The following is a 23,283-nucleotide window of genomic DNA, read 5'->3' on the forward strand; positions in this document are numbered from 1 at the left end:
GCAGCCTCGGTGTGGACAAGCAATGATGCAAAGAAGCTGGGGCGCCGTTCAACCGATCACGTGCGGCGCGGCGCACCGGCTCGCCGCGCCTCGCCAGGCCGTACGCACGGTGAAGGCGACGAACAGCAGAAAGACGATCTGCGACAAATACAGATCCATACGGATCGCGTGATGCAGCGCGAACCACGAATTGTGCGCCACATCCGTGACGATAACGGCAATGCAAAGAATCACCCCTATTACCGGAGAGACTAGCAGCAGCAACGCGGTGACAGGATCGATGAAGAGCAGAGAAGTCCAGTAGATGCGCGTAAAGAGCGCGGCGTTGCAGTAGTCCCACGAGAGGCCAGGCATCAGCACCGCCTGAAGATGCGTCCACGTGGCGCCGGCCAGGCAAAGCGCATAAATCACGCGTAAATAAAGCGAGCGGCGCACGATATCCTGCATACGCATTTCCGGTAAATTTCGAAGTGGTCAACAAAAATAAAGCCCCGGATTGCCGGGGCTTCTCGCAGGGAAAATCCTTCCGCTTGATACTCACACGCGGCTGATTATTCGGCGCTTCTTTTGAACGACTCCAGTTCGCTCGTATAGCGCTCGTTTCGCACTCCATTGCTGGCGTAATACTCTTCCACTGATTTTACCCACCGGCCAATTTCGGGCACATACCAGATTGCTTTATAAGTACGCCCGGTTGCCTGAACCGGGCCGGTTTTCTGTGCATGCGTCACCATGGCCGTATCGCCCTGCTGAACCTGCACGGCCTGGGTAACGGTCTGCGTCGGCTCGATTTGCGCGGTCCAGTCCCCCTCCGCTTCGACCTTGATCGCCTGGAATTTGCCCGCCGGCACTTCGACCGTTTCCGTGTCCACGACCCGATATTGGGTGCGCCACTTCTCCAAGGCGTGCATCTTGTTTGGATGCAGTTCCGCGTAGTCGATGCTCCACGTTTTACCCGGCGATAACGGGAACGCGAGTGGCCGGTTGACCACCATTTCGGTGCCGTTCACGCTGCGCTCGCGACTCCAGTCCGCGCCCGCGATCAATTCGTTCGGCGCCTGAGTCGAACCCGACGGCTTCGACGCATAGTAAATGTGCGACGACGTGGCGCGCAAAACGGTCACCTCATCGTGCGTCTGGCGCCAGACCGAAGGCGCTTTTTCAAACGTATTGACGTAAGTCCAGGTGTCGCCGGTCTTGAGGACCGGAGGCGGCGCCGACTGAGCAATGGCCAATATCGGCAAACAGACGGTCAACAGCACGGCTGCGGTTATCGTTTTTTTCATTGGTCGAGATGTAGTAGTTGTAGCGGGTTTGCATTGCCCCATTCATTCACGATGAAAAAACATCGCCATCCATTCAGGTAGATAGCCGCCATGCTTTAAATGCGCGAATGTGCATTGCCACTGTACATTATCTGCAATTACCGATAGCAATCAATACTGCAAACCGAGCGCAGTTCCACTACTAAAATAAATATGAAAGCCAATTAAATAAAAACGAAAGTACGCGAGAAGCGATTGGCAAACGGCATAAGGTTCAGGCGAGCGGTGTCGCGTTGGCTATGACTCGGTAGGCATGAGATTCGCGGGACCGGTTCGAGGTTGGCTGCAAGCAAGGATGGACTCGCGCTGAACCCGCTGATGATCGCGCGGGCCGACGCTGATATGTGCAGCACCAGAGGTGAGACCGCTACACATGCGTAGCGTGAGCATCTGCATCCGCGCTGACGGAGCGCGCACAAAAAAGAAAAGCCCCGACAAGTCGGGGCTTTTCTTTGCATCAACTACTGGAGGCGCGAGCCGGAGTCGAACCGGCCTAAACGGCTTTGCAGGCCGCTGCATAACCGCTTTGCTATCGCGCCGCAAGCGGACTGGAACCTAGCAACAGATTCGCAGATTCTGTCTGGCGGACAACCGGAAGGACCGGACCACCAAACAAAAAGGGAAGCACTGCTTCCCCTTATGTATGGAGCGGGAGACGAGGCTCGAACTCGCGACCTCAACCTTGGCAAGGTTGCGCTCTACCAACTGAGCTACTCCCGCATTGCACTGCTTCACAACGCGCTGCCTTTTTACTTCGCCAAACAACGCACTGCTTTAAAAATTTGGAGCGGGAGACGAGGCTCGAACTCGCGACCTCAACCTTGGCAAGGTTGCGCTCTACCAACTGAGCTACTCCCGCATTGTGCTGCTTTTGCCTGCTTATTACTTACTAACTGCTGCCTTGTTACTGCAACTACTCTCTTACTGCCACCGACGTTTCGAACTGCGTGCATCGGAGAAACGAGATTATGGAGAAACGACTGAAACGTGTCAACCCCCTTTTGCGAATCTCTTTTGCTGAACAGATTTCACTCATGTTGCCGCGAAGTTCGGACACGCACCGGACGTCTTCCGCCACGGCGAGCGATCAGGCCACACCGCTCCTCTCGCGAATCTGCGGCCATGCGAGCTTCATGTAGTAGAGCATCGACCAGATCGTCAGGAACGCGGCCAGATAGATGAGCCACAGGCCCCACACGCGCGTATCGATCACCACGCCCCCACCGAACGGCAGTGGCCCATAAAACAGCAGCATGGGAATCGCGACCATCTGACAAACGGTCTTGAACTTGCCGAGAGAATTGACCGCGACGCTCTTCGACGCGCCGATCTGCGCCATCCACTCACGCAGCGCCGAAATCGCGATCTCGCGTCCGACGATCACGAGCGCAATGGCCGAATCGATTCGCGCGAGCTGCACGAGCACCAGCAACGCGGCGGTCACCATCAGCTTGTCGGCGACCGGGTCGAGAAACGCGCCGAATGCCGAAGTCTGATTCCATTTGCGCGCCAGAAAGCCGTCGAACCAGTCGGTCAACGCCGCCAGAATGAAGATCGTCGCGGCCGCCAGATTGCGGTGCGCGGGGCTCATCATCATGTCGGGCAAATAGAACACACCGACGACGAGCGGAATCAGGACGATCCGCAGCCAAGTCAGGAAAATCGGGAAATTAAACGGCATGGGCAGGCGCAGCGTCTGACGAGGGAGATGCAATTGTGCCGTGTCACAGGGCCTGCCACAAGCAAAGCGGCGCGCGGATCCTCGCGCACGCGCCGCTCGAAAGGCGCGAGCGGCCGGCCGGACCCACCGCAATCAGTGCAACTGGCGGTAGATCTGCTCCGCGAGCGCCTGCGAAATGCCTTCGACGCTCGCCAGATCGTCGACACTGGCGGCGACCACGCCGCGCAGTCCGCCAAAGCGCGCGAGCAGCCGCTGGCGCCGCTTCGCGCCCACCCCTTCGAGCTCTTCGAGCCGCGAGGTCTGGCGCGTTTTGCCGCGCTTCGCGCGCATGCCGGTGATTGCGAAGCGGTGCGCTTCGTCGCGGATCTGCGCGACCAGCATCAGCGCGGCGCTTTCCTTGCCGAGTTCGAGCGGCCCGCGGCCGTCGGCGAAGATGAGCGTTTCGAGGCCGACCTTGCGTCCCTCGCCCTTCGCGACGCCGACCAGCATGCCGGTATCGAGACCCAGTTCCGTGAACACCTGGCGCGCGATTTCGACCTGACCCTTGCCGCCGTCGATCAGCACGATGGTCGGCAAGACGCCGCCGGCCGCGACCGGCTCCGCGGCGTCCGACGCGAGCGACGGATCCGCGGCCGCGTCGTTTTGCAATTCGGCGGCTTCATCGGCGGCATTCGCGGCGGCTTGCGCCACCATCTTCTCGTAGCGGCGCGTGAGGACCTGGCGCATCGCGGCGTAATCGTCGCCGGGCGTAATGCCGGTGATGTTGTACCGACGATATTCCGAGGACTGCATCTTGTGATGGTGATACACCACGCACGATGCCTGCGTCGCCTCGCCCATGGTGTGGCTGATGTCGAAACATTCGATGCGCAGATGCGCAAGATCATCGCACTCCATGCCGAGCGTGTCGGTGAGCGCGCGCGTGCGGGCCTGCTGCGAACCCTGTTCCGAGAGCAGGCGCGCGAGCGCGAGCCGCGCATTCTGCTCGGCCATGGCAAGCCAGGCGCGCCGCTGTCCTTGCGGCTGACGCAGCACGGTTACCTTGTGCCCGGCCTGCTCGATCAGCACGTCGACCAGTTCGCGTGTAGCGGGCGCGTGGCTGACCACCAGCACCGGCGGCACGCGATTGCCCAGGTAGTGCTGCGCGATGAACGCTTCGAGGACCTCGGATTCGATGCCGCCGGCCGCGCGGGCGCGGCCTTTGCGCGGCTTCGCGGGTTCGGAGTCCGATTCGGGTTCTTCGGGTTCTTCGGGTTCGCCGTCCTGTTCGTCCTGCTCGTCAGTTTCGCGCTCTTCGTCTTCCGGCGGCATATCTTGCGCGATTGCCAGCGCGTCCGCGGTAGCAGCTGATTTCGCCGCATCGTCCACGCCCGCTTCACCGAGCGAGCCTGGTGCAGCAGCCAACGCCTCGCCGTCTTCTTCCAGACCACCCTCATCCGCCGTCAGCGCGCTTTCCACATGCGCCGGGAAATAGGCCTTGTCACCCAGATGCCGTCCGCCGCGCACCATCGCCAGATTCACGCACACACGCCCGCCCAGCGCGACCACCGCGAGAATATCGACGTCGCTGTCGCTGCCGACTTCGATTGCCTGCTGATGCAGCACCGTCGACAGCGAACTCATCTGGTTACGCACCGCCGCGGCCTGCTCGAACTTCAGTTCGCTCGCGAAGGCATGCATCTTCTGCTCGAGTTCGCTCATCACTTCGCCTTGCCGGCCGAGCAGAAAGCGCGACGCGTTGGCGACGTCGCGCGCGTAATCCTCTTCGCTGATGGCCGCGACGCACGGCGCCGTACAACGGCCGATCTGATGCAGCAAACAGGGCCGCGTGCGATTGTTGAACACCGAGTCTTCGCAGGTGCGCAACTGGAACACGCGCTGCAGAATCTGGATGCTCTCGCGCACCGCCCATGCACTCGGAAACGGACCGAAGTACTGATTCTTGCGATCCACCGCGCCACGGTAATACGCCATGCGCGGAAACTTGTGCCCGGTGAGCTTGAGGTACGGATACGACTTGTCGTCGCGAAACAGAATGTTGTAGCGCGGCGCCAGCGCCTTGATCAGATTGTTTTCGAGCAGCAGCGCTTCGGCCTCGGAGCGCGTGACGGTCGTCTCGATGCGCGCAATGCGCGTCACCATCATCGCGATGCGCGGCGACAGTTGCGTCTTCGTGAAATAGCTCGAGACGCGCTTTTTCAGGTCGCGTGCCTTACCCACGTAAAGCACCGCGCCGTGCGTATCGTAATAGCGATAGACGCCGGGCAGATGCGGCAGTTGGGTGAGCACTTTTTTCGGCTCGAAAGCGTCGGTTGCTTCGGGTTCAGTCATGCAGAATCGGTTGGGTGGGACGGTCTTGCGAAGCGTTGCCCCGCGTGCCGCGCGCGTCGGCGAACCTCAATGTGCGTCGCGCGCGCAATCGTGAACGGGTGCTTTAGAATCGCCAGTTTAGAACATTCCGCGTGCGTTCGAACCCTGTTGCCCCGAATCGGGCCACGCACCCGCGGCAGCCGGTCACGCCGCGACGCAGCAGGTTCAGACGGCTCGAACCGTACCGCTCCCTCCATCCGTTCCAATCCGCGACTCAGGCCATCATGTCCTCCGCCCCGCCTCTTCCCGACCACGCTGCTGGCGCCTCCACGGCAATCGCTTGCGACATCTTCTGCGCGGTGATCGACAATTTCGGCGACATCGGTGTGTGCTGGCGACTTGCGCGCCAACTCGCGAGCGAACACGGCTGGCAGGTGCGCGTGTTCGTCGACGACCTGCATGCGTTTCAGAAGCTGTGCCCAGCCCTGACGCTGGAGCGCGCCCGCCAGACGGTGAGCGGCATCGTCGTCGAACACTGGCGCGAGCCGGCCCATGCGGGCGATACGCTCGAAGTGGCCGACGTCGTGATCGAAGCATTCGGCTGCGAACTGCCACCTGTCTATGTCGCCGCAATGGCCGCGCGCACGCGCACGCCCGTCTGGATCAACCTCGAATATTTGAGCGCCGAGGACTGGGTGGCGGATTTTCATTTACGGCCCTCACCTCACCCGCGCTATGCGCTGACCAAGACTTTCTTTTTCCCCGGCCTGGGCCCGGGCACCGGCGGCGTACTGAAGGAACGGCATCTCGACGGCGCGCGCGCCGCGTTCAAGAGTTCGCCCACCGCGCGCGAAGCGTGGTGGCGTGAAGCCACCGGCCACGCGCCGCCGCCCGCCGCGGCCACCGTCGTGTCGCTGTTCGCCTACGAGAACCCGGCCGTCGACAGCCTGCTCGAACAATGGCGCGACGGCGCCAGCCCGGTCGTGCTGCTGGTGCCCGAAGGCCGCATCTCCGGGGCGCTCGCGCGCTTCTTCGACCTGCCCTCGTTCGCTGCCGGTTCGCACGTCGTGCGCGGAAACCTCAGCGCGCACGCGCTCGCCTTTACCGACCAGACCGGCTACGACACGCTGCTATGGGTCAGCGACATCAATTTCGTGCGCGGCGAAGACTCGTTCGTTCGGGCTCAATGGGCCGCCAAACCGTTCGTCTGGCACATCTACCCGCAAGCCGACGACGCCCATCTGCCGAAGCTCGACGCGGCGCTCGCGCACTACGCGCGCACCCTGCCCGCCGACGCGCGCGACGCCCTTGGCCGCTTCTGGCACGCGTGGAACGGCGCGGGCCGACCGGACTGGGCGCAATTGCAGCGCCACGCCCCGGCGCTCGAGCGCCGTGCAGGCGAATGGGCCGGCGAGCTGGCTCAAGTGGGCGACCTCGCCGGAAATCTGGCCTTGTTCGCAAAAACTCAGTTAAAATAAGCGGTTATCCAACGGCCGACGACGCAAGCGCGGCCCGATCGCAGCGGCAGAATCCGGCCATTTGGCTTGACCGGCCCGTCGACCCCGTATCGAAAGATGCGAGACAGTCCCCACATCAAAGTCTGAATGGCGGAAATGTCAAAAAAGGGACGTATGTTGCGGATCGGCGCCACTCGTGTACCCGCCCGCACAGGGTAAAAAGCAGGTAACGGATTGCTGGGAATGGCACAGGCCGAAGGTTGCGGCCCGAGAGCCAGACTCCGCGGCAAGCCGGCCACGCCTTGATTCGCCCGCAACCCGCCGAGCCATTCCAGTCGGCGCGGCGCGCAGTGGGCGAAACGCCGAAGCCGCTTGCGCCGTATGCCGTTGAGCAAAAGTTGAAGCTACTTATTTCGTACAGGACAGTTTTATGAAGACCGCACAGGAACTCCGCACCGGTAACGTCGTGATGATCGGCGCAGACGCAATGGTTGTGCAAAAGGCCGAATACAACAAATCGGGCCGCAACTCCGCCGTCGTCAAGATGAAGTTCAAGAACCTGCTGACCGGCGCAGGCATGGAAAGCGTGTATAAGGCTGACGACAAGTTCGACGTCGTCGTGCTGGAACGCAAGGAAGTCACGTACTCGTACTTCGCTGACCCGATGTACGTGTTCATGGACGCCGACTACAACCAGTTCGAAGTCGAAAACGAAATGATGGGCGACGCCCTTCATTACCTCGAAGACGGCATGGCTTGCGAAGTCGTGTTTTACAACGAGAAAGCCATCTCGGTCGAACTGCCGACCACGCTGGTCCGCGAAATCATCTATACGGAACCGGCTGTCAAGGGCGATACGTCGTCGGGCAAGGTGTTGAAGAACGCGAAGCTGAACACCGGTTTCGAACTGCAAGTGCCGCTCTTCTGCAACATCGGCGACAAGATCGAAATCGACACGCGTACGCACGAGTACCGCAGCCGCGCTTAAGCGCCCTGCTCGCCTGAATCCAGCGCCGCAACCCCGGCGCTGAGAAAAAAATGGCAAAAAAAAGCGCCCACATTGGGCGCTTTTTCTTTTTCGTGCTGCCGTGTATGGTTGAGGAAAACTTTACCGGCGATATTCTCGGATTTGCACACCGGCATCCCAATTTTTCCCATGATCCGCTCGGCAAACCATTGATTAGTTTAAGTAAATCATGGTGGTACAGTTCATGCTTATCTTGGGTGTAGGCCAATAAGGCTTTAATTTCTTCAACTCGGGAGATGCCATATGAATAACGACATCGCTGAAGGCAAGTGGAAGCAGATGGTCGGCAAGGCCAAGACGGCGTGGGGCGAACTGACGGACGATGAATTGACCAAGGCCGAGGGTCGCGCCGACAAGCTTGCGGGTCTGATTCAGGAACGCTACGGCAAGACGCGCGAACAGGCGGAACTGGAAGTACGCCGGTTTTTCGATAGCAATCGGGATTTCTGACAGGCCGAGTGAAGGAAATACAGGTGCCCGCCCAAGCTTACAAGAGGTCAGGATGGGCTCCGCAGTGTGATAACGCAAAGGACCAGAAGTACTCGAATTGAATCGCCGAGCGCCTCCCTGACTGTCTGATGGTTGGACGCGCTACGGAGCCAGACGGTGTCGTCCGGCTCCTCTTGCAGCGCGCAAGACGAGTTTGGGAGCGCGACACTCGATTCGATCGGAGATACCGGCCTGCATCGCGCCTCGTGCCGCGCGCCGAATTATTGGCGCAGCGGGCTGGGGATTCCATCCATTTAAAAAATTGCGCTCGCCATGCCACACGCCCTGATTGTTGAAGACGATCCTAATAGCCTGTCAGGCCTGTCCGCCATCCTCGCCGCCGACGGCTTCTCTGTCGACACGGCGACCACCATCGCGGAGGCCCGGGCCGCCTTGACACGCTTCATTCCCGACGTCGTGCTGGTCGACCTGAACCTGCCGGACGGCAGCGGGCTCGACCTGCTGCAGCATCTGCCCGCGCATCCGCCCGGCGGCGCCTTGCCCGTGATCGTAATGACCGGCAATGCGACGGTGGAAAGCGCGATCGAAGGTTTGCGGCACGGCATCTGGGACTACCTCCTGAAGCCGGTCAACATTCCACGCTTGCGCAGTTTGCTCGCGCGCATTCCTCGGCCGTACGAACTGACCGAGGAAGTGCAGACGCTGCGTGCGTCGCTACGCCAACTTGGCCGTTTCGGTTCCATGCTCGGCCGTAGCAGCGCGATTCAGCATGTCTATGACACGATCGAGCACATTGCGCCGACTGAAGCCGCTGTGCTGATTTCCGGCGAAACCGGCACCGGCAAGCAGATGGCCGCGCGCACCATCCACGATATGAGCCGTCGCCGTAAAGGCCCGTTCGTCACGCTCGATTGCCGGACGGCCAACAGCGCGAATCGCTCGCTCGACAGTCTGCTGTTCGGCCACGAACGCGGTGCGTTCAGCGGCGCCGAGCAGCGCGAGCCGGGCCTCTTCGAGCAGGCGAGCGGCGGCACGCTGTTCATCGACGAAATCGCGGAATTGCCGCGCGATCAGCAGGAAGCGCTGTTGCGCGCGCTCGATTCGCAAACCTTCATGCGTGTCGGCGGCACGAATCAGGTCGTGACGGATTTCCGGCTGATCGCCTCGACGCGCAAGGTGCCGCGCGAGGCAGTGGCTGACGGCAGCCTGCACGCAGATCTGGCGCTGCGGCTCGAAGCGGCCGCCGTGACGCTGCCGCCGCTGCGGGAGCGCGGCGAAGATCCGGCGCTAATCGCTCAGGCGGTCGTCGACGAGCAGAATCACGAAGGAGCCACGCGCGGCACGCTGGAGGCCGCCAAGCAGATCGGGCCGAATTTTCTGCGCGAGTGTCTCACCTATGAATGGCCCGGCAATGTGCGCGAGCTGCACGACCGCGTGCGGCGCGCGTATCACGCGTCCGGCGATGTGCTGGAGTCGTTGCGCGCCGACGAAGCGGGCTCGGCAAATGGCCGCGATCTGAACGGCAGCCGCGTGCAGGTCACGGTGGGCACACCGCTCGCGGACGTCGAGGAAATGCTGATTCGGGCCACGCTTGATGCAGTGGGCGGTACACGTCACCGGGCGGCGTCGCTTCTGGGTATCAGTCCGAAGACGCTGTACAACAAGCTGCAGCGCATGCGCTTGAACTGAGCGCCGCCGCGGCGGTTCGAGGTGGGAGCCTTGTCGATAAGGTTAAAAAAACGGCACCTTCGAGGTGCCGTTTTTCCAGCTCGCGTGTCCGTCGCTCGCGCGACTCAGGCAAACGCGCTGCGCAACAATGCCTGCGCTTGAAGATATTGAGGCTCCGCGACCAGCTTGCTCCACTTCAAGGCTTTGCCCCGCGGCCGCATGCGCTTGAGCCGCTGTTGCGATTCCTTCGACGGCGTGAAGCGCAGCGCATTCAGCACCTTTTCCGCCTCGTCCGGCTGATTACAGATCAGCACCATGTCACAGCCGGCTTGCAGCGCGGCGGTAGCGCCTTCGGTCAGCGTGCCGCCCTGGCGCGCGGCTTCCATGGAAAGATCGTCACTAAAGATCGCGCCTTCGAAGCGCAACTTGTTGCGCAGAATTTCCTGCAGCCAGATACGCGAGAAACCCGCGGGCTTCGAATCGATTTTTGGATAGACCACATGCGCGGGAATGACCGATCCCAAAGACAACCCGAGCCAGTCGTAAGGCGCTACGTCATCGCGCAGGATTTCTTCGAGCGAACGATCGTCGACCGGCATCGCGACGTGTGAATCCGCCTGCGCGAAACCGTGCCCCGGAAAGTGCTTCCCGCAATTGCTCATGCCGGCCAGCGCGAGTCCATGATTGAGGCTCTTCGCCAGCAAGGTCACCACACGCGGATCGCGGTGGAACGAGCGGTCGCCAATCACCTGCGACTGGCCGTAGTTCAGGTCGAGCACCGGTGTGAAGCTCATATCGATACCGCACGCGCGCAATTCCGCCGCGAGGATATAGCCGACGGCCGTCGTCACTTTGGTGGCGTGCAGTACATCGCTGTCCCACAACGCGCCGAGCTTGCCCATGGCCGGCAGCACCGTGAAACCGTCGGTGCGAAACCGCTGCACGCGTCCGCCCTCGTGATCGACGGCGATCAGCAGATCCTCGCGGATCGCTCGGATCGATTCGGTCAGCGCGATCAGTTGCGCGCGGCTCTCGTAGTGGCGCGCGAACAGGATCACGCCGCCGGTCATGGGATGCGCAAGGCGGCGTTTGTCGTCGTCGTTCAGCGTTTTGCCGACCACGTCGAGCATCACCGGTCCGGGAATGGTTTTCATCGATTTCCGCTAGAAAAAAGCCTGGAACAAAGGAAGACGCGGCCGGCGTGCGCCGCGTTCAAAGTATTTTTTATTCGGCGGCGCCGGGTGCCGCTGCTTGCGTGGCTTCCCGTGTTTCCGCGATCACGAACGACACCGCGTAATCACGCTCGTCGCTGATCGTGACGCGCGCCGTGATACCGCGCGCGTCGAGCCATTCGGCCAGCTCACCGGATGCGACCACCATCGGTTCGCCGCTCGGCTTGTTGAGCGTTTGCAGCGCGCGCCACGTCATCGGCCAGCGCATGCCGAGGCCGATCGCTTTCGAGAACGCTTCTTTCGCCGAGAACCGGGTGGCGAGAAACGCGAGACCGCGCGCCGCCGAGCGGGCGTGCCGCGCGTGATAGACGCGCAGTTCGTCCGGCCCGAGCACCTTTTCGGCGAAGCGGCCGTTGGTGCGCGTCATGACCGCGCCGACGCGGCTGACCTGAACGATGTCCGTACCGATGCCGTAGATCGTCATGCGCGGGGCCCCTCAGGTTGCATCAGGAGCGCGCGCCGAGACGCGCGGCGACCATGATCGCCTTCATCTCGCGCACCGCATTGTCCCAGCCGGCGAAGATCGCATGCGCGACGATCGCGTGGCCGATGTTCAACTCAACGATGCCCTCGATCGCGGCAATCTGCTGGACGTTCGTGTAGTGCAGACCGTGGCCCGCGTTGACCTTGATGCCGAGCGTCGCGCCGAATTCGACGGCGCGCACCACGCGCTCGAATTCGCGTTGCTGTTCGGCGGGATCGTGCGCTTCGGCGTAACGGCCGGTATGCAATTCGATCACCGGGGCGCCGGCTTCATGCGCGGCACGAATCTGCGTTTCGTCCGGATCGATGAAGAGCGACACCCGCGAGTTCGCTTCTGCGAGCTGCCTGCAAGCGGCGCGCACGGCTTCGAACTGGCCGGCGACGTCGAGCCCGCCTTCCGTCGTCAACTCCTGGCGTTTTTCCGGCACGAGGCAAACGTCGTGCGGCTGCACTTCACACGCGATATCGAGCATTTCCTGCGTGACCGCGCATTCGAGATTCATGCGCGTTTTCAGGAGCGGGCGCAGCTTGCGCACGTCGGCATCGACGATATGACGGCGGTCTTCGCGCAGATGCAGCGTGATGACGTCCGCGCCGGCCTCTTCGGCCATTAGCGCGGCGCGGATCGGATCGGGGTAGGAAGTGCCGCGTGCGTTGCGCAGCGTGGCGACGTGATCGATGTTCACGCCCAGGTCAATCACATTCGGCGACGTAAGAAAGAAGCTCATAAGTTCTGCAAGTCGATCAGGATCTGGCGCGTCGCGAGCGGCGTGCCGCCAAGGTAAGTGTTGAGCAGAAAGCGCATCAGCGTCTTGCTTTGCGCCACGGTCTGCGCTCGATGGTAATCGTCCTGCTCCATGTCGAGCAAGGTTTGTCCGCCGATCACGGGCCATTGCGCGGGCAGATCGTCGGAAGCTTCGCGCACGCCGCGCTCCGGGTCGAACACGTAGCGGCCGTCGGCCCGCACCGCCTTGCGCGCGACGGTGCGATCCAACGCCATCGCGTAGCCGGTTTCGCGCAGCAGCACGCGCTCGAACGAACGGAGCACCTGCACAGGCGGTTCGTCGTGCGCGAGACGCGTCATCGTAACAACGTAGTGATGGAACAGTTGCGGATGCGGGTCTTCGCGCGCACAAAACTTGACCAGCAGTTCGTTGACGTAGAAGCCGCACAGCAGCGCGTCACCGGCCAGCGGCAACATGCCGCCGACCCACTCGGCGCCGGTCAGCGTGCGAACTTCGGATTTGCCCGACCATGACAGCGCGAGCGGCTGGAAGGTCTGCAACACGCCGCGCAGCGCGGAGTGCGGACGCTTCGCGCCCTTCGCGACGAGCGCAAGACGACCATGATCGCGCGAGAGCACGTCGATGATCAGACTGGTCTCGCGATACGGATAGCTGTGGAGAACGAATGCGGGTTGCTCCGCGATCCGGTAGTCGGATGCGGAGGTGCGCGGTGCGCGGCGAGGCGGCGCTTTGCGTGGTTCGCCTTCGGCGCCCTGGGCGCTTTTGGTCGATGAAGTTTTTCTGGTGCTACGAGCGGGTTTGGACGCGGGTTGGGACAAATCGCGTGCCGGCGCGGCCGGCTCCGAGTCGTCCGGATCAGCGTCGGAATTCAGCGTCATCCACGCGTCATTCGTACCCATACGCACGAAGTCCGGCTTCGTTGTCGGCCCAACCGCTCTTCACCTTGATAAAGGTTTCCAGATACACCGGACCGTCGAACAGCTTTTCCATGTCGAGGCGTGCTTCGGTGCTGATCTGCTTCAGCTTGGCGCCCTTCTGGCCGATGATCATCGCCTTGTGCGTATCGCGTTCGACCATGATGGTCGCGAAAATGCGGCGCAGGCGCCCTTCCGTTTCGAACTTGTCGATCAGCACGGTGCTCGTGTACGGCAGTTCGTCGCCGGTCCAGCGAAACACTTTTTCACGCAGAATTTCCGCGGCGAGGAAACGCTCGCTGCGATCGGTCAGGTCGTCTTCGCCGTAGATCGGCGCGCCTTCCGGCAGGAACGGCTTGACGGTCGCCATCAAACGTTTGATGTCGTCGATATTTTTCGCCGACAGCGGCACGATCTCGGCAAACTTGTGCAGCGTGCTGACCTGCTGCATGAACGGGAACAGCGAGTCTTTATCCGACACGCGATCGAGCTTGTTCGCGATCAGCAGCGTGGGCACCGACGGCGGAATCAGGTCGAGCACTTTCTGGTCGTCCGGGCCGAAGCGGCCGGCTTCGATCACGAACAGGATCGCATCCACCGAAGTCAGCGTGGACGTGACCGCGCGATTGAGCGAACGGTTCAGCGCGCCGCTGTGCTTGGTCTGGAAACCCGGCGTGTCGACGAAAATATACTGCGCGTCTTCGAGCGTATGGATGCCCGTGATGCGATGGCGCGTGGTCTGCGCCTTGCGCGACGTGATACTGACTTTCTGGCCGACCAGCGCGTTCATCAGCGTGGACTTGCCGACGTTGGGGCGGCCGACGATCGCGACCATGCCGCAGCGAAAACCAGTGGGAGTGGGAGCGTTCATATTCGGGCTACGGCAAGTTCAGATCGACACGCAGGAATGGCGCGCCGATGGCAATCAATGGCCCGCGTCGGCGACGCGCGTTTGCACCGCGTCGGCTACGCCGGGTTCGTGTTCGGTCGGTGCCGCCGCTGCGCTCGGCGCGGGCACGGCGGGACCGGGTGTGACTTCGCGGCCGCGGTGTTTGTCGACACTGCGGACCGCAGCGGCGTCCGGCCTGGCTTCTGGTTTCGCGTCCGGTTTGGCCTCGGCGGGCTTGGTTTCGGCGGGCTTGGCTTCCGGTTTGGCTTCGGCGAGTTTCGCGTCAGCGGCCTTGGTGTCGAGCCTTTCTGAGGCTTTTTCCGCTGCGGCTTTATCTGTGGACTTGTCGCCCGCGTGAGCGGCCGTCTTCTCCGCCTTCTCCGCGCGCTCGGCTTTGTCCTGTCCGCTGTACTCCACGTGCGCGGCGCGAATCACCGCCAACGGCGCGGCTGCGGCTGTCAGCGTAGGGCGTTCGGCTGCCGGCTCCGCAGTGGCCGCCGCTCCGCGGGCCTCGCCGCGCCCGGCTGCGCGCTCGCTCTTGCGATCCGGGCTGCGCAAATCCAGCGCGGCTTGCACGCCGGTCACGCCGGGCACGATCTCCGGCTCGACATGCTTCGCCGCGCGGGCGCTTTTCGAGCGCTTGGGTTTAGCGACCATGGCGGGCGCCGCGGCCATCACTTCGTCGAGTGCCTTCTTGGCCGCCGCCTGCTCCGCCGCGCGCCGGCTCGCGCCGGAACCGGACACTTTCACTTCCAGCTTCGGCACCGTGCATTCGACTTCGAACTGCTGATTGTGCGCCGCACCATGAGTAGCGACGACGGTGTACGTCGGCAGCGCGATCTTGTGACCTTGCAGATATTCCTGGAGCAACGTCTTGGCGTCCTTGCCGAGTGTGCGCGGGTCGATGTGATCGAGAATCGGCACGTAAAGACGTTTGATGACCGTCTGGGCGGCCTCGAAGCCGCCGTCGAGGAACACCGCGCCCAGCACGGCTTCGAGCGTGTCAGCAAGGATGGAGGGCCGGCGGAAGCCACCGCTGCGCAACTCGCCTTCGCCCAGCCGCAAGCCTTCGGAAATATTGAGGGCCTGAGCGATTTCGTAAAGCGACTGCTGTTTGACCAGATTGGCCCGGACGCGCGACAGGTCGCCCTCGTCCAGCTTGCTGAAACGTTGGAACAAAAGCGCAGCCACCGCGCAATTTAGAACGGAATCGCCAAGAAACTCGAGCCGTTCGTTATGCGTGGAACTGTGACTGCGGTGCGTTAAAGCCTGGCGCAACAATTCCGCATTGCGAAATTCATAGTGCAGACGGCTTTCCAACGGAGATAGGGGCATGGGCAGAGTATAACGCGGGCGCCTGACCCGGCGAAAACGCGGGGCGGCCAGCGGAAAAAGCGTGGTGAAGCGACGTTACCGCGGAATCTTAAAGTAGCGTGATAACACGCCGCGGCTGCGTGACCTGTGTAAAGGCCAACCGCGCGGCGTGTCGTGCAATGAACGCACACGAACTCAGTTGAATGAGCCGATGCGTTTCAGATTGCTGAAGTTCATCCAGATAAAAAACGCGCGTCCGACGACATTGTTGTCCGGCGCAAAACCCCAGTAACGGCTATCCGCGCTGTTGTCGCGGTTGTCGCCCATCATGAAGTAGTTGCCCGGCGGTACCTTGCAGATCACACCGCGCGCGTTGTACGTGCAGTTGTCGCGATACGGATAATCTTCCGCGCCGACGATAAACGGCGGCACCGCAGGATTGTTCAGGATTGCGTTCTTGCGGCCATCGAGATCTTCTTCGAACTGCTTCGCGTAACCCATGCGTTCGTCGTCGAGGTAATCGGGCAGCGGCGTTTCCGGCACCGGCTTGCCGTTGATCGTGAGCTGCTTGTCCTGATACGCGACCGTGTCGCCAGGCAGACCGATCACGCGCTTGATGTAGTCGACGGATTCGTCTTTCGGGTAGCGGAACACCACCACGTCGCCGCGTTCGAGCGGACGGCCTGCGGTGATCTTCGTGTTGGTGATCGGCAGACGGATGCCGTAGTCGAATTTATTGACGAGAATGAAGTCGCCCACCAGCAGCGTCGGCACCATCGAACCCGACGGAATCTTGAACGGCTCGACCACGAACGAGCGCACCACGAAAACCACCAGAATCACCGGGAAAAAGCTCGCCGAATATTCGAGCCACCACGGTTGGCGCAACTTGTCGTCACGCAAACGGGCGCGCGTTTGCGCCGCGTTCTCGTCGGCGAAACGCTCGCCGACGCGTGCCTGCTGGCGGTCGAACTCGGCGACCGCGGCTTCCGCCGCGCGGCGCCGTTGCGGCATGAAAACCAGTTTGTCTGCGACCCATGCGACGCCCGTCAAAATGACGAGCACAAAAAGAATCAGCGCAAAATTCATAGGGTTCCGTTGTTCGTCTTATTTGTCTTCGACACGCAGGATAGCGAGGAAAGCCTCTTGCGGAATCTCGACCGATCCCACTTGCTTCATTCGCTTCTTGCCTGCCTTTTGCTTTTCCAGCAGCTTCTTTTTACGTGAAATGTCGCCGCCGTAGCATTTTGCCAGCACGTTCTTACGCAACGCTTTAATGTTTTCGCGCGCAATGATGTTCGCGCCGATCGTGGCCTGAATCGCCACGTCGTACATTTGACGCGGAATCAGTTCACGCATTTTCGCCGCGACTTCGCGGCCGCGATACTGGCTTTGCGAACGGTGCACGATGACCGACAGCGCGTCGACCTTGTCGCCGTTGATCAGCATGTCGACCTTCACCACGTCTGCCGCGCGATATTCCTTGAACTCGTAATCCATCGACGCATAGCCGCGCGAAATCGACTTCAGACGATCGAAGAAATCGAGCACGACTTCGCCCATCGGAATTTCGTAGGTCAACTGCACCTGACGGCCGTGATACTGCATGTTGATCTGCGTGCCGCGCTTTTGCGTGCACAGCGTGATCACCGAGCCGACGTAGTCTTGCGGCATGTACAGATTCACGGTGACGATCGGTTCGCGCACCTCTTCGATCTTCGACGGCTCCGGCATCTTGGCCGGATTCTCGACCATGAGAATCGTGCCGTCGCGCTGCAGGACTTCGTACACCACGGTCGGCGCCGTGGTGATCAGGTCCATGTCGAATTCGCGCTCGAGACGTTCCTGCACGATCTCCATATGCAGCAGGCCGAGGAAGCCGCAACGGAAACCGAAGCCGAGCGCCTGCGACACTTCCGGCTCGTACATCAGCGAGGCGTCGTTGAGCTTCAGCTTTTCGAGCGAATCACGCAACGCGTCGTACTGGTTGGCTTCGACCGGATAGAGGCCGGCGAACACCTGCGGCTTGACTTCCTTGAATCCGGGCAGCGGCTCGGCGGCCGGACGGTTCACCAGCGTGACGGTATCGCCCACCTTCGCCGCAGCCAATTCCTTGATGCCGGCGATGATGAAGCCCACCTGCCCGGCCGACAGCGATTCGAGATTCTTCGACTTCGGCGTGAACACGCCGATGTGCTCGACCGGATACTGCGCGCCGGTCGCCATCATGCGGATCTTGTCCTTGGGACGCAGCGTGCCGTTGACGATACGCACCAGCATCACAACGCCGACATAGTTGTCGAACCACGAGTCGATGATCAGCGCTTGCAGCGGCGCTTCCGGATCGCCCTTGGGCGGCGGCACTTTGGCGATCAGTGCTTCGAGCACGTCTTCCACGCCGAGGCCCGTCTTTGCGCTGCAATGCGTGGCGTCGGTTGCGTCGATGCCGATCACGTCTTCGATTTCTGCGATCGCATTTTCGGGGTTCGCCGCCGGCAGATCGATCTTGTTGAGCACCGGAATCACGTCCACGCCGAGCTCGATCGCCGTGTAGCAGTTGGCCACGGTTTGCGCCTCGACGCCCTGGCTCGCGTCGACGACCAGCAACGCGCCTTCGCATGCGGACAGCGAGCGGCTGACTTCGTACGAGAAGTCGACGTGGCCCGGCGTGTCGATCATGTTCAGGTTGTAGACCTGCCCGTCACGGGCCTTGTACGTCAGTGCGGCGGTTTGTGCCTTGATGGTGATGCCGCGCTCGCGTTCGAGATCCATCGAATCGAGCACTTGAGATTCCATCTCGCGGTCGGACAGGCCGCCGCAAATCTGGATGATGCGATCGGCGAGCGTCGACTTGCCATGGTCGATGTGCGCAATGATCGAGAAGTTACGAATATGATCCATTCAGTGCCGATCAAGCAAAAAAGGCGCGCTCGGACAATAGCGGAGCACGCCTTGTAAGTAGGTGAAAAACCTATCTATTTTAGCCGAAAAGGCCGTCGCCCGGCGCATCTTGCGAAGCTCAGGCGGAAAAGACAGCTCGGCAACCCTGTTGCATGGGACCAGAGCACGGCGCTGCGGCGCCCACTCGGGTTGACAGGAAAGACGTGAAACTCGGTGTGAGCGGCGCGGCGTCGATGCCGCACTCAGAACCCCTTGCGAAAACTCAGGAGGCCGCCGCGACCCGCATGGCGAGAGCGGCGCGAACCCGCGCTACGTCGAGGTGATAGTGACACAGCTCGACGCCGTCACAGACCAGAACTGGCACCAGTTCGTTGTAACGGGCTTCCAGCAAGGGATCCGCGTCGACGTCGACAATTTCGACCTGCGCGCCGAATTCGGCCAGCAAGGGCGCGAGCGCGGCACGCATGTCATCGCAAAGATGGCACCACGCGCGCCCGTAGAGCGTGAGCGGCGCCGTCTTTGTCATTTCTGCGCGCTGCGCGGGCGGACCGGCACGAACTGCGTGTTCTCGCCGCGGCGAACCAGCAGCGCGACCATCTTCTGCGAATCGAGATGCGAACTCACGTCGTCGAACTGCTTTGCGCTCGTGATGTCGGTATCGCCCACCCGCAGAATGATGTCGCCCTTTTGCAGGCCCACGCGCGCTGCGGGACCGTCCACGGCGTCGATCTGCACGCCGCTGTGCAGCTTCAGCGCCTTCAACTGCTCGGCAGGGATATCGCTGACCGCCACACCCAGCACGTTCGTGGCGCGCTGTTTCGGCGGCTGCGGCTTCTTCTGATCCGCCTTGGTTGCCTTATCCGGCTGCATCTCGGCGATCGTCACCGGCAGATCGCGCGTCTGGCCCTTGCGCCAGATCGTGATCGTCGACCTGGTGCCCGGCTTCGTGTCGCCAACCATGCGCGGCAGGTCGGTTGCCGTGTCGACCGAATGGCCGTTGAATTTCAGGATGATGTCGCCCGGCTGCACGCCCGCCTTATCCGCCGGGCCGCCCGGCTCGACGCTGCTGACCAGCGCGCCCTGCGCCTTCGGCAGACCCAGCGATTCGGCGACGTCTTTGGTCACTTCGCCGATCGCCACCGCAATCCGGCCGCGCACCACCTTGCCCGAGGCCTTCAACTGATCGGCCACGCGCATCGCCTCGTCGATCGGAATCGCGAACGAAATGCCCATGAAACCGCCGGTGCGGCTGTAGATCTGCGAGTTGATGCCGATCACCTCGCCCTGCATGTTGATCAGCGGACCGCCCGAGTTGCCCGGGTTGACGGCCACGTCGGTCTGGATGAACGGCAGATAGTCGCCCGTATCGCGCCCCTTGGCGCTGACGATACCGGCCGTCACCGTGTTCTCGAGCCCGAACGGCGAGCCGATCGCAACCACCCACTCGCCGACGCGAACCTTGTTCGAGTCGCCGATCGTGATGGTCGGCAGATTGGCGGCGCTGATTTTGACGACGGCGACGTCGGTGCGATCGTCCACGCCGATCAGCTTTGCCTTGAATTCGCGCTTGTCGGTGAGCGTGACGTAAATAGTGTCCGCGTCGTCGATGACGTGCGCGTTTGTCATCACGTAGCCGTCCGCCGACAGGATAAAGCCCGAGCCCACGCCGCTGTTCTGTTCCGGATCGCTGCTATCAGGCGTGTCCTGGCTGCCGCCACTGCCGCCGTTATCGCCGCCGCGGGGCGCCCCCGGCGAACCCGGCGATTGCGGTGACTGCGGCAACGGAATGCCAAAGAAGCGTCGGAAAAACTCCGACATGTCGCCGTCGTCCATACCCGGCGGCAAACCGCCGCGGGCACCGCTGCTGGACACGCGAGTGGTGGTGCGGATGTTGACGACCGCCGGGCCGACTTTGTCGACCAGGTCAGTGAAGTCGGGCAGATTGGCGGCGGGAGCCGCCGACGCCGTATGCGGCACGAGCGGCAAACACGCCGCTACTACCGCGGCCGCGAGGAATTTGCGCACCGAGAAAGTCGTCATATCGTAGCAAGCCGAGGGATTCAGGATTCGGAGGATTACTTCGGAGCTTTGTATTCTATGGCAGCCGCAAATTGCTGCAATGTGGTCTGGGGCACTTCACCCAGCAGAGTAATCCAGAAGTCGCCGCGACGCTTGACGAGCACGTGCGTCGCGCCGCTGCTGCCCGCGCCTTCCTTGCGCGTGTTGTTCTCAACCGGCTCGACGAATACCGAAATGGCCGCGAGGCCGTCGGAGAACACCGCCTGGTCCACTGGAATGGTCGGCTGGCCGGCGTCACGCGCGGCCATGGGACGGCGTAGTTCACGAATCTTGCGGAAACCCGGCACGGTTGGCGTGATCTGCCAGCCTTGCGCGGCCATGTCCACCGGCTCGACCGGCGGGCGCACCACGGTCCAACCCGCCGTATTACGAATACCGTTGACGATGCCGGCCTTGTCGACCGGCACGCCGATGCGAATCTGCGAAAAAGACAGTTGTTCGAGCACCTGACCGCTCGGGTCGAGTGTCTGGGCACGCAGCAGCAGGCCGGTTTTCTTGTCGGCCCACAACTTGTAGGCAAAGCGATAGGCGTCTTTCGGGTCGAGCTCGATCACCTGGCTGTCGACGCCCGCGACGCGGTCGTCACCCAGCAGTTTGGGCTCGTAGACCGATAGCACCTGTTCGCCGCTCACGGCCAGTAGCGCCGGGAACGAATCCTTGTTCTGACGTTTCTCGACGACGCACAGGTGCCGCTCCGGCACGAACGTGTAGAGCTCCTCGTTATGACGCAGCATTTTGCGCGGCTTGCCGTCGAGGCTCTCGAGCTGCTCGAATTCGCCATCCGCGCGGGTCGCGTAGTGCGCGATCCGCGACGTTTGAACGAAATTGCCGCGTTGGTAGACGAATGCGCCCTCGTAATTTTGCTGCTGTGCGGCTTGATGGATGCGATCGAGCAGATCCGCGGCCGTGCGACGGGCGACGAGCGGATCGTCGGTTTGCGCAAAGACCCGCGGTGTAGCGGACAACAACACGGCTGCGCAGAACAGAAATGCCGGCAGCCGCCCCCAGATAGTCGTTTTATTCAACCGCGGAGTCTGCATCAAACTATTGGCCTTGCGTAGAAACGGCGGCAGCGCGAATCAGCGGCATCGAGCCCGGCATGACCGGCTGTTGCGCGAATTGCTGGTGAGCTTCCAGATACTGGTCGAGACTGGCGTCACGAATGATATTCGCGTCTTGTACGATCGGCTGAACGGTAGCCGCCGGCACCGAAGCCATGGCCACGCGTTGCAGCGTATCGCCATGCGACTGGACCGACGCGAGTTGCGCCGTGCCCGGGCCGCCCGGCACGCCTTGCAGTTGCGGCACGACGATCCACGTCAGCGTGGCGGCAGCGGCCGCGACGGCAAAGGCCGGCACGACACGGCGGCGCAGCGCCAGCAAACGACGCGCAACCGGCATGGCGGCGGGCGCCAGCACGTGCGGCTCGTTGTCGAAGCGCGCGGCAAAACCGCTCAGGAACGCGCTGCTCGCGGCCGGACTCACCGCCAGATCGTCAGAACGCAAAGCGTCGCCGATCAGGTGATAGCTCGACCAGGCGGCGCGATCCTGGCCGTCTAGCCCGGAAAGAAACGCGTCCAGATTCAGATGCTCTTCGCCGACCAGCTCACCGTCGACAAAAGCGGACATGCGCTCGCTGCGCGAGCTGGCTTGCGATTGCATCGAGACCGACCCCATGATGCTCCCCATCTTACAAATACCTCGTAGTGACACCACTAATCCAGATATTGCACCCGCGCCCCGCCCGGCCGGCTGGTGGTTTACCAGCGCTTGCCTTCAGGTGTGTCAAGTAACGGACGCAATTTTGCCGCAATGGCTTCGCGAGCGCGGAAGATTCGTGATCTGACCGTGCCGATTGGGCACCCCATCATCTCAGCGATTTCCTCATAGCTCAAACCTTCAATTTCACGAAGAGTAATGGCGGTGCGCAACTCTTCCGGTAAAACCGCCATCGCAGCATTGACCGTCTCAGCGATCTGCTTGCTCATCAACATCGACTCAGGCGTGTTGATATCCCTTAGTTGGTCCGCGTCCGAGAAAGTTTCAGCTTCTTCAGCATCTGCTTCGGTCGAGGTCGGCGCGCGTCGCCCTTGGGTCGCAAGGTAGTTCTTTGCCGTGTTGACGGCAATCCGGTACAACCACGTATAAAAAGCCGATTCCCCGCGAAACTGCGGCAGCGCCCGATACGCCTTGATAAAGGCGTCCTGGGCGACGTCTTCCACCTCGGCGGGGTCCCGCACGAGGCGCGAGATCAGCCGGAGAATCTTGCGGTGGTATTTGGAGACCAGAAGCTCGAACGCGGCCTTGTCGCCCTTCTGGACGCGCTCGACCAGCACCTGATCAATTTCTTTTTCGCTCACCTGATAAATCCGTTAACTATAGGGCGCATGGCGGGGCACCATTGTAGCGTCCCCATCAACTGGGTACGTTACGCCGGTAACAGCGGTTACAGTCGTTACAGTCAGGCGCCGGCGCCACGCCGGCCCAGCACCGCCAGTTCGCGGAAGACGGGCGCCGGGAGAGTGTCAGCGGCAAGCAGTAGCGTGCGCGGGCCGCCTTGATCCGGCATGACTGCCAGAATCAGCAAGCGACCACTCCACTGCGAACAGCCGGCAATACGTCCGTGCGCCAGCAGTGCGCCTGTTCGGCCCCAAACGGACAAGCCGTCCGCCCCGATTTTCAGCGCGACGGGCTGCGCGCGCCCATAGCGGAGCGCGCAAAGCGTGAGCCACGCCCATACCGCGAGCGTCAACGGAACCGCCTGCCCGGCGCCCAGATGCGACGCGAGGCAAGCGAAGACGGCAGAC

At 62.1% G+C, this 23,283-nt stretch carries 23 protein-coding genes and 3 tRNA genes; 4 read left to right on the forward strand and 22 right to left on the reverse strand.

Features of this window, described 5'->3' with window-relative positions; translation table 11 throughout:
• Positions 1–48: 48 nt before the first annotated feature.
• The 7 genes from P0D71_RS25800 to uvrC all read right to left on the reverse strand — a co-directional run bounded on the left by P0D71_RS25800 (position 49) and on the right by uvrC (position 5,337).
• Positions 49–447, reverse strand: a complete 399-nt coding sequence (locus tag P0D71_RS25800; RefSeq protein WP_408482741.1) for a hypothetical protein — start codon at positions 445–447, stop codon at positions 49–51.
• 104 nt (positions 448–551) lie between these two features.
• Positions 552–1,286: a hypothetical protein gene (locus P0D71_RS25805; protein WP_408482743.1), complete on the reverse strand. Its 735-nt coding sequence runs from the start codon at positions 1,284–1,286 to the stop codon at positions 552–554.
• A gap of 504 nt (positions 1,287–1,790) precedes the next feature.
• A tRNA-Cys gene (locus tag P0D71_RS25810) sits at positions 1,791–1,864 on the reverse strand.
• Positions 1,865–1,969: 105 nt separating this feature from the next.
• Positions 1,970–2,045: transfer RNA gene (locus P0D71_RS25815), tRNA-Gly, on the reverse strand.
• Positions 2,046–2,108: 63 nt separating this feature from the next.
• Positions 2,109–2,184: transfer RNA gene (locus P0D71_RS25820), tRNA-Gly, on the reverse strand.
• Positions 2,185–2,412: 228 nt separating this feature from the next.
• Positions 2,413–3,006, reverse strand: coding sequence for a CDP-diacylglycerol--glycerol-3-phosphate 3-phosphatidyltransferase (gene pgsA / locus P0D71_RS25825; RefSeq protein WP_091792578.1), 594 nt, complete (start codon positions 3,004–3,006; stop codon positions 2,413–2,415).
• Positions 3,007–3,138: 132 nt separating this feature from the next.
• Positions 3,139–5,337 carry an excinuclease ABC subunit UvrC gene (gene uvrC / locus P0D71_RS25830; protein WP_408482745.1) on the reverse strand — a complete coding sequence of 733 codons (2,199 nt, stop codon included), beginning with the start codon at positions 5,335–5,337 and terminating at the stop codon, positions 3,139–3,141.
• A gap of 263 nt (positions 5,338–5,600) precedes the next feature.
• Between uvrC and earP the strand changes: the two genes are divergently transcribed.
• Both earP and efp read left to right on the forward strand, forming a co-directional pair.
• Positions 5,601–6,794, forward strand: coding sequence for an elongation factor P maturation arginine rhamnosyltransferase EarP (earP, locus tag P0D71_RS25835; protein WP_408482746.1), 1,194 nt, complete (start codon positions 5,601–5,603; stop codon positions 6,792–6,794).
• A 409-nt stretch (positions 6,795–7,203) separates the two neighbouring features.
• Positions 7,204–7,761 carry an elongation factor P gene (gene efp, locus P0D71_RS25840; protein ID WP_115102259.1) on the forward strand — a complete coding sequence of 186 codons (558 nt, stop codon included), beginning with the start codon at positions 7,204–7,206 and terminating at the stop codon, positions 7,759–7,761.
• Here efp and P0D71_RS25845 read toward each other — a convergent pair.
• The gene (locus P0D71_RS25845) at positions 7,758–7,931 is read right to left on the reverse strand and encodes a hypothetical protein (protein ID WP_408300298.1); all 174 of its coding nucleotides are present in this window, start codon (positions 7,929–7,931) and stop codon (positions 7,758–7,760) included. The genes efp and P0D71_RS25845 overlap by 4 nt on opposite strands.
• A gap of 112 nt (positions 7,932–8,043) precedes the next feature.
• On the opposite strand from P0D71_RS25845, the gene P0D71_RS25850 reads away from it, so the two are divergent.
• Positions 8,044–8,250 (forward strand): CsbD family protein, encoded by a 207-nt coding sequence (locus tag P0D71_RS25850; protein ID WP_062127806.1) that lies wholly within the window; start codon positions 8,044–8,046, stop codon positions 8,248–8,250.
• A gap of 312 nt (positions 8,251–8,562) precedes the next feature.
• Positions 8,563–9,939 carry a sigma-54-dependent transcriptional regulator gene (locus P0D71_RS25855; protein WP_091792573.1) on the forward strand — a complete coding sequence of 459 codons (1,377 nt, stop codon included), beginning with the start codon at positions 8,563–8,565 and terminating at the stop codon, positions 9,937–9,939.
• Positions 9,940–10,043: 104 nt separating this feature from the next.
• On the opposite strand, the gene nagZ is transcribed toward P0D71_RS25855, so the two are convergent.
• The 14 genes from nagZ to P0D71_RS25925 all read right to left on the reverse strand — a co-directional run.
• The gene (gene nagZ, locus P0D71_RS25860) at positions 10,044–11,072 is read right to left on the reverse strand and encodes a beta-N-acetylhexosaminidase (protein WP_408482748.1); all 1,029 of its coding nucleotides are present in this window, start codon (positions 11,070–11,072) and stop codon (positions 10,044–10,046) included.
• A 70-nt stretch (positions 11,073–11,142) separates the two neighbouring features.
• On the reverse strand, positions 11,143–11,574 hold the full coding sequence (gene acpS, locus P0D71_RS25865) for a holo-ACP synthase (protein WP_408300293.1): 432 nt from the start codon (positions 11,572–11,574) through the stop codon (positions 11,143–11,145).
• A 22-nt stretch (positions 11,575–11,596) separates the two neighbouring features.
• Complete coding sequence (pdxJ, locus tag P0D71_RS25870; protein ID WP_091792570.1) at positions 11,597–12,361, reverse strand: pyridoxine 5'-phosphate synthase; 765 nt, start codon at positions 12,359–12,361, stop codon at positions 11,597–11,599.
• Positions 12,358–13,278, reverse strand: coding sequence for a DNA repair protein RecO (gene recO / locus P0D71_RS25875; RefSeq protein ID WP_091792569.1), 921 nt, complete (start codon positions 13,276–13,278; stop codon positions 12,358–12,360). Before recO ends, pdxJ begins: the two co-directional genes overlap by 4 nt.
• Positions 13,265–14,164, reverse strand: coding sequence for a GTPase Era (gene era, locus P0D71_RS25880; protein WP_408185409.1), 900 nt, complete (start codon positions 14,162–14,164; stop codon positions 13,265–13,267). The genes recO and era overlap by 14 nt, the downstream gene beginning before the upstream one ends.
• A 54-nt stretch (positions 14,165–14,218) precedes the next feature.
• The gene (gene rnc / locus P0D71_RS25885) at positions 14,219–15,517 is read right to left on the reverse strand and encodes a ribonuclease III (protein ID WP_408482751.1); all 1,299 of its coding nucleotides are present in this window, start codon (positions 15,515–15,517) and stop codon (positions 14,219–14,221) included.
• A gap of 174 nt (positions 15,518–15,691) precedes the next feature.
• Positions 15,692–16,585, reverse strand: a complete 894-nt coding sequence (gene lepB / locus P0D71_RS25890; protein ID WP_408482753.1) for a signal peptidase I — start codon at positions 16,583–16,585, stop codon at positions 15,692–15,694.
• Positions 16,586–16,603: 18 nt separating this feature from the next.
• Positions 16,604–18,397: a translation elongation factor 4 gene (gene lepA / locus P0D71_RS25895; protein WP_091792565.1), complete on the reverse strand. Its 1,794-nt coding sequence runs from the start codon at positions 18,395–18,397 to the stop codon at positions 16,604–16,606.
• 262 nt (positions 18,398–18,659) lie between these two features.
• Positions 18,660–18,923, reverse strand: a complete 264-nt coding sequence (locus P0D71_RS25900; protein ID WP_408482755.1) for a glutaredoxin family protein — start codon at positions 18,921–18,923, stop codon at positions 18,660–18,662.
• The gene (locus P0D71_RS25905) at positions 18,920–20,437 is read right to left on the reverse strand and encodes a DegQ family serine endoprotease (protein ID WP_408482757.1); all 1,518 of its coding nucleotides are present in this window, start codon (positions 20,435–20,437) and stop codon (positions 18,920–18,922) included. The genes P0D71_RS25900 and P0D71_RS25905 overlap by 4 nt, the downstream gene beginning before the upstream one ends.
• 35 nt (positions 20,438–20,472) lie before the next feature.
• Positions 20,473–21,516 (reverse strand): MucB/RseB C-terminal domain-containing protein, encoded by a 1,044-nt coding sequence (locus P0D71_RS25910; RefSeq protein WP_091800186.1) that lies wholly within the window; start codon positions 21,514–21,516, stop codon positions 20,473–20,475.
• 4 nt (positions 21,517–21,520) lie between these two features.
• The gene (locus tag P0D71_RS25915) at positions 21,521–22,153 is read right to left on the reverse strand and encodes a sigma-E factor negative regulatory protein (RefSeq protein ID WP_091792562.1); all 633 of its coding nucleotides are present in this window, start codon (positions 22,151–22,153) and stop codon (positions 21,521–21,523) included.
• 83 nt (positions 22,154–22,236) lie between these two features.
• Complete coding sequence (gene rpoE / locus P0D71_RS25920) at positions 22,237–22,836, reverse strand: RNA polymerase sigma factor RpoE (protein WP_006051939.1); 600 nt, start codon at positions 22,834–22,836, stop codon at positions 22,237–22,239.
• Positions 22,837–22,937: 101 nt separating this feature from the next.
• Positions 22,938–23,283: hypothetical protein (locus tag P0D71_RS25925; protein ID WP_408482759.1), on the reverse strand; the 346-nt coding region annotated here is incomplete at its 5' end.

Source organism: Paraburkholderia sp. RL17-383-BIF-A (assembly GCF_046028015.1).
Classification (GTDB): domain Bacteria; phylum Pseudomonadota; class Gammaproteobacteria; order Burkholderiales; family Burkholderiaceae; genus Paraburkholderia.